The sequence below is a fragment of the Gordonia sp. VNK21 genome, from assembly GCF_046098115.1.
In the GTDB taxonomy this organism is placed as follows: Bacteria; Actinomycetota; Actinomycetes; order Mycobacteriales; family Mycobacteriaceae; genus Gordonia.
The window spans coordinates 1-4,742 of sequence record NZ_JBJURU010000030.1; the positions used below are offsets into that span (position 1 = coordinate 1).

A 4,742-nucleotide genomic window follows, 5' to 3' on the forward strand; every position below is an offset into this window, starting at 1 on the left:
GGCGCGCGTGGTGATCGAGGACTTCAAGGACGACCACAATCACCGGCACCGGCACTCGGCGCTGGGCTACAAGACCCCGGCCGAGTACGCTGCCGGATGCACCCACCGACACCACCCGGTCGGGTGCGAGATCAACTGATCAACGACAAGTAAGAACTGGCTCTAGAACTACCTGGACCGGATATCGGGGACCTGTCACATGCGCACGGCGCGGTCACGCAGTTCTGGACTGAATTTCTTGGGCATGTTCCGATTCTCCTTGCTGAGACTCGGAACGGAACCCAGGGCGCTTCATTGCTGCGGCCGGGTATGTTGCCAACTATGGCAACTGATTGGGCATTTGAAGAACTTGGGACGCGAGCATTTGAGCAGTTGTCAGTTGCCTTGGCTGTGGCGCTCCTCGGCCCCGGAGTCGAAGTCTACGGCTCAGGGACGGATGGTGGCCGCGAAGCTACCTATACCGGCGCCATCGAGTGGCCGGCAGTGGCGGGCGGAGCAGTGGGGCCGGACGAGGCATGGACGGGCTACACCGTTGTGCAGGCCAAGCAATGTGAGCGTCCCACCAGTCCAAGTCGAGACCTAGCATGGCTCAAGGGTCAGGTCCGCGGCGAACTCGATACATGGGCATCGGGGGAACGCAGTAAATTGCCGGATAACCTTCTGTTCGTGACCAATGCGCGCTTGTCGGCCAAGGACGTGACTGGTGGCATTGATGAGATCAAGAACTACATCTCATCGCAACTCGATCGGGATCGTGTCGATGGCGAAGGCAGACCCGTGGGGACTCTCCGCCGCCGCGGACTTGCCAAAGTTCATGTGTGGCACCGCGATATGCTGAATGCGATCGTGTCTGCAAATTCTTCGATACGTGACGCGTTTCCAGCTCTTCTCACTGTGGGCGATCTATTGTCTCGATTGACGACTCTGCATCCGGGGAAGATTGATCCTCAGCAGTTGGCCCCCCTGTTGGTTGACCATGCGCAAAGCACTCTTCGAAATGAACAGTGGCTACGATTTGATGAGGCTGGTGACACACCTGAATCTCGCCACCAGATCGATAAAGCCATCGTCGACCTGCCTGCGAAGTGCGACGGTCAGCGGATTCCTTCGTTGATCTCCGAGATTGTCAACCGCGCGGACCTGGTTGCCAGAAAAACGGTGTGGCAGTCGACCCGCCCTCGGCACTTGGTAATAACTGGAGCGCCCGGAAATGGGAAGAGTACCGTTGCTAAGTACCTCACCCAGGTCTATCGGGCGAATTTCATTCGCCGCGAAGCGAATCAAGACAGCATTATCGATCTGATTGAACGCACTGAGAAATCTCTCGAGAGGATCCGTGTATCCGGTCCAAAGAATCCCCGTTGGGCGCTTCGGGTTGACCTTGCAGATATGGCCAACGACATGGGGCCCTCGGGAGGTCCCAACATAAAGCGATGGCTTTCAGACCTGGTCACCAGGAGTACTGAGTTGTCTGTGGAGCCGGCCTCGTTGTCTGACTGGATGCAGGCTTGGCCGACCCTCCTAATATTTGACGGATACGATGAGGTGACGATGCCTCAGCATCGGCATCGCGTAGTTGACGAGATTACCGGACTCTTGGAGTGGTCGGATGCGAAGGATGCGGACCTCATGATCGTGATTACCACCCGCCGCACAGGCTACACCGAACGATTTATCCCTGACGAGTTTGATCAAATTGACTTAGATGAGTTAACTGCATCTGAGGCTGCTGAATATGCATCTCACATTACGTCGCAACGGCTCGATGGCGACCAAAACCATCGACTTCGTATTCTCGAGAGGTTCGATGAGGCTGCGAAGAATGCGGCAGTTGAAAGATTGCTCAGGACTCCGCTGCAAGTCCTTATAATGACCATAATTCTAGGTGGTTCCGGAGATCTGCCGACGACTCGCTATCAGTTATTCTGGAACTACTTCGACACCGTTTTTAAGAGAGAGGCGAACAAGAGCACGGCCAATAGATCATTCTTTCGTGATCATCGTTCAGCAATCGTTGAGCTACATCAGATAGTTGGGTTGATTCTTCAGATTCGCTGTGAGGAAACGGATGAGTCCGTCGCTAAAATGCCGCGGTCTGAACTCTTCGATATTGCCCAGAGGTATATGCGTGAAGATGAGCATGACGAGACGACAGTCGCTGCGTTTTCGGAGAGGATCTTTGACGTTGCCACGCAGCGTCTTGTTCTACTTACCGCAGACCAGAATGACACTGTTTCATTCGATGTGCGGAGCTTGCAAGAGTTGATGGCCGGGACTCGACTGGTTGGAGGTGCTGATGAACAAACCCGCGTTAACCTTGAAATGACTGCATTGAGTCCCCACTGGCGTAATACCTGGCTGTTTGCAGCGGGTAAGATGGCGAACGATAGTCGGCCCCGCCGACAGATGCTTCTCGAGATCGTGGAGACCTGTGACGATATCGGGAATTGGCCTGCATGGTTGTGCCCGACCGGTCCCGAGTTGGCTGCGAATCTCCTCGAGGACGGGCTCGCCGCCGACCGGCCCAAAGATCAGAAGCGCCTCATCGAAGTTGTCCTGCGTTGTCTGCAGGGGCCGCTGCCGTTGGAGCCTCGATCAGTGGCAAGTGCGCTGCAGCTTGCCGCTGCGCGGAGCCAAATCGACAGCCAACACATCCGAAATGCGATTCGCAAGGCGCTAGGGGCCACTGGAGAGCGTTCCGCCATCGCGAAGGTCCTCATGAAGTATGGGCAGTACGGGTTGGGTCCGATACCTGGGGCCTACACCGAGAAGGATCTCCAACGTGCAGTCGAGATGTGGACGGTTCGACTGCCTAAATTTCTCGACTTGCAGGAGGTTTCCGTCGCTGAGCTCATCCGGCCTACGTTCGACGAACTGGCTCCGGCCATCGAACCTGCAGAGGCGCAACTCGTCGAACGCGCAATGGAAGACCTCGAAGCGCTGAAGCTGTGTCGCACCAGGGAAGGTGATCTCTGGCCGATTGTTGACGCTGGTACCCGCGTCGCGCCGAGCCTCGATGAAGTACTCGATAGCAGCGAAGCTTCCGATCTCCTCAGGGTGTGTCTTGGGAGTCTTGGCCCTTCTGAAGACTGGGCAGCGTCCGCCGTAGTCACGCGCGTCGCTGCCGCGATGCGTTCTCGACGCGCCGTGGGAGCGCTGCTCTCTGGAGCGGAATGAACGCGCAGTCCGCTTCCAGCAGAGGCCATGTGGTGTCGGGGCCTCGCTGTCATGAGGACCTCCGAGTACACCACCGCGACTGGTCGTCGACGGCTGTGGTGCAGCCGCGCACTGCTCGATTGCGGGCTACGTCGTGGTGGCGTGGTCGATGTTTAGCATGCAGTCGGCATCTGGTGCCGGCCCAAGCCCCGCTAACCATTGAACGAGCGCCTAGGGGCGGGGCGTGTCCAGGCCGAACCCAAGGCGCAGATGCCAGTGTATGGTCAAGAGGGGTCCGAGTTCAGTGCTCGTTGTCTCTCAGTTTTGGCGAACCCACGCGAAAACTGCGAAGAGCGATGGCGATGCGGCGACGTGGATACCGCCTAACAAGGCGTTCCGTTGTACCTATGTTGCTCGCCAGGTCGCAATCAAGGCTCGATACCGGCGGTGGGCCACTAAGGCAGAGAAGTCCGCGATCGCCAGTGTCTTGTCGAAGTGCCCGCACCAGACATTGCCGAGCGACACTGAGGCGGCGAACCGGGTGTCGTGAGCAGCAGCGTCTAGGTTGATGATTAGCGGATGAGCGGCGGCCACCACCTGACCGGCAGGCCGGATCCCCCGAGTAGGTGCATGCTAGTGTCGCGTTTCATTAATTCGTGGCTGGTTGGGCCTTCTTGACGATTTCGTCGGCGGGTTTGGTCCAGATGAAGGGGTGTTTGCGGTCGTTCCAGCCGGCGATGAAGGCGCGGATCTTGGTGTTGAGGTCTGTGACGGAGGTGAAGATCCCGCGGCGGATGGCTTGGCGGTCGAGGATGCCGAACCAGACCTCGACGAGGTTGAGCCAGGAGGCGGAGGTCGGGGTGAAGTGCACGTGGAAGTTCTCGTGCGCGGCGAGCCAGGCCTTGATTTCCGGTGTCTTGTGGGTGGCGTAGTTGTCCATCACCAGGTGCAGGTTCTCGCCCGGGTAGGTGCGGTCGAGCTGGCGCAGAAATGCCAGGAACTCCTGGTGGCGGTGGCGTGGTTTGACCGCGGCGGTTACGTGCCCGGTCGCGATGTCCAGGGCGGCGAACAGAGTGCTGGTGCCGTGGCGTTTGTAGTCGTGGGTGCGGCGCTCGATCTGTCCGGGCTGCATGGGCAGCATCGACGCGGTCCGGTCCAGGGCCTGGATCTGGGATTTCTCGTCCACGCTGAGCACGATCGCGTTCTCCGGGGGTGCGAGGTAGAGGCCGACGACGTCGGTGACCTTGGCGACGAGTTCGGGATCGGTGGAGTACTTGAACGTCCCGGCCCGCCAGGGGTGTATGCCGTATTCGCGCCACGCCCGGGCGACCGTGGCGTTCCCGATCTTCAAAGGCCGTGCCAGCAGCCGTGAGGACCAGTGGGTGACCCCGTACTTCTTCGGCGGCGGGGCGAGGGTCGCCGCCACGACATCGGTGTGCTCGACCAGCCGCGGCCGGCCGGGCCGGGCCGCATCGGCCAGGCCGTCGAGTCCGTCGCGGAGGTACCGGGCCCGCCCCTTGACCACCGTCGCACTCGACGCCCCGGTCAGCTCCTGAATCCGCACATTCGGAAGTCCTTGCGCGGCA

Annotated in this window: 3 protein-coding genes; 2 read left to right on the top strand and 1 reads right to left on the bottom strand. The window is 59.4% G+C overall.

Annotated elements, in window-relative coordinates; translation table 11 throughout:
- The first annotated feature begins 10 nt into the window (after positions 1-10).
- Both ACJMNC_RS18095 and ACJMNC_RS18100 read left to right on the top strand, forming a co-directional pair.
- Positions 11-139 (top strand): hypothetical protein, encoded by a 129-nt coding sequence (locus ACJMNC_RS18095; RefSeq protein WP_408948552.1) that lies wholly within the window; start codon positions 11-13, stop codon positions 137-139.
- A 182-nt stretch (positions 140-321) separates the two neighbouring features.
- Positions 322-3,177, top strand: a complete 2,856-nt coding sequence (locus ACJMNC_RS18100; RefSeq protein ID WP_408949337.1) for an NACHT domain-containing protein — start codon at positions 322-324, stop codon at positions 3,175-3,177.
- Between the two features lie 628 nt (positions 3,178-3,805).
- Here ACJMNC_RS18100 and ACJMNC_RS18105 read toward each other — a convergent pair.
- Positions 3,806-4,742: IS630 family transposase (locus ACJMNC_RS18105; RefSeq protein ID WP_408949338.1), on the bottom strand; the 937-nt coding region annotated here is incomplete at its 5' end.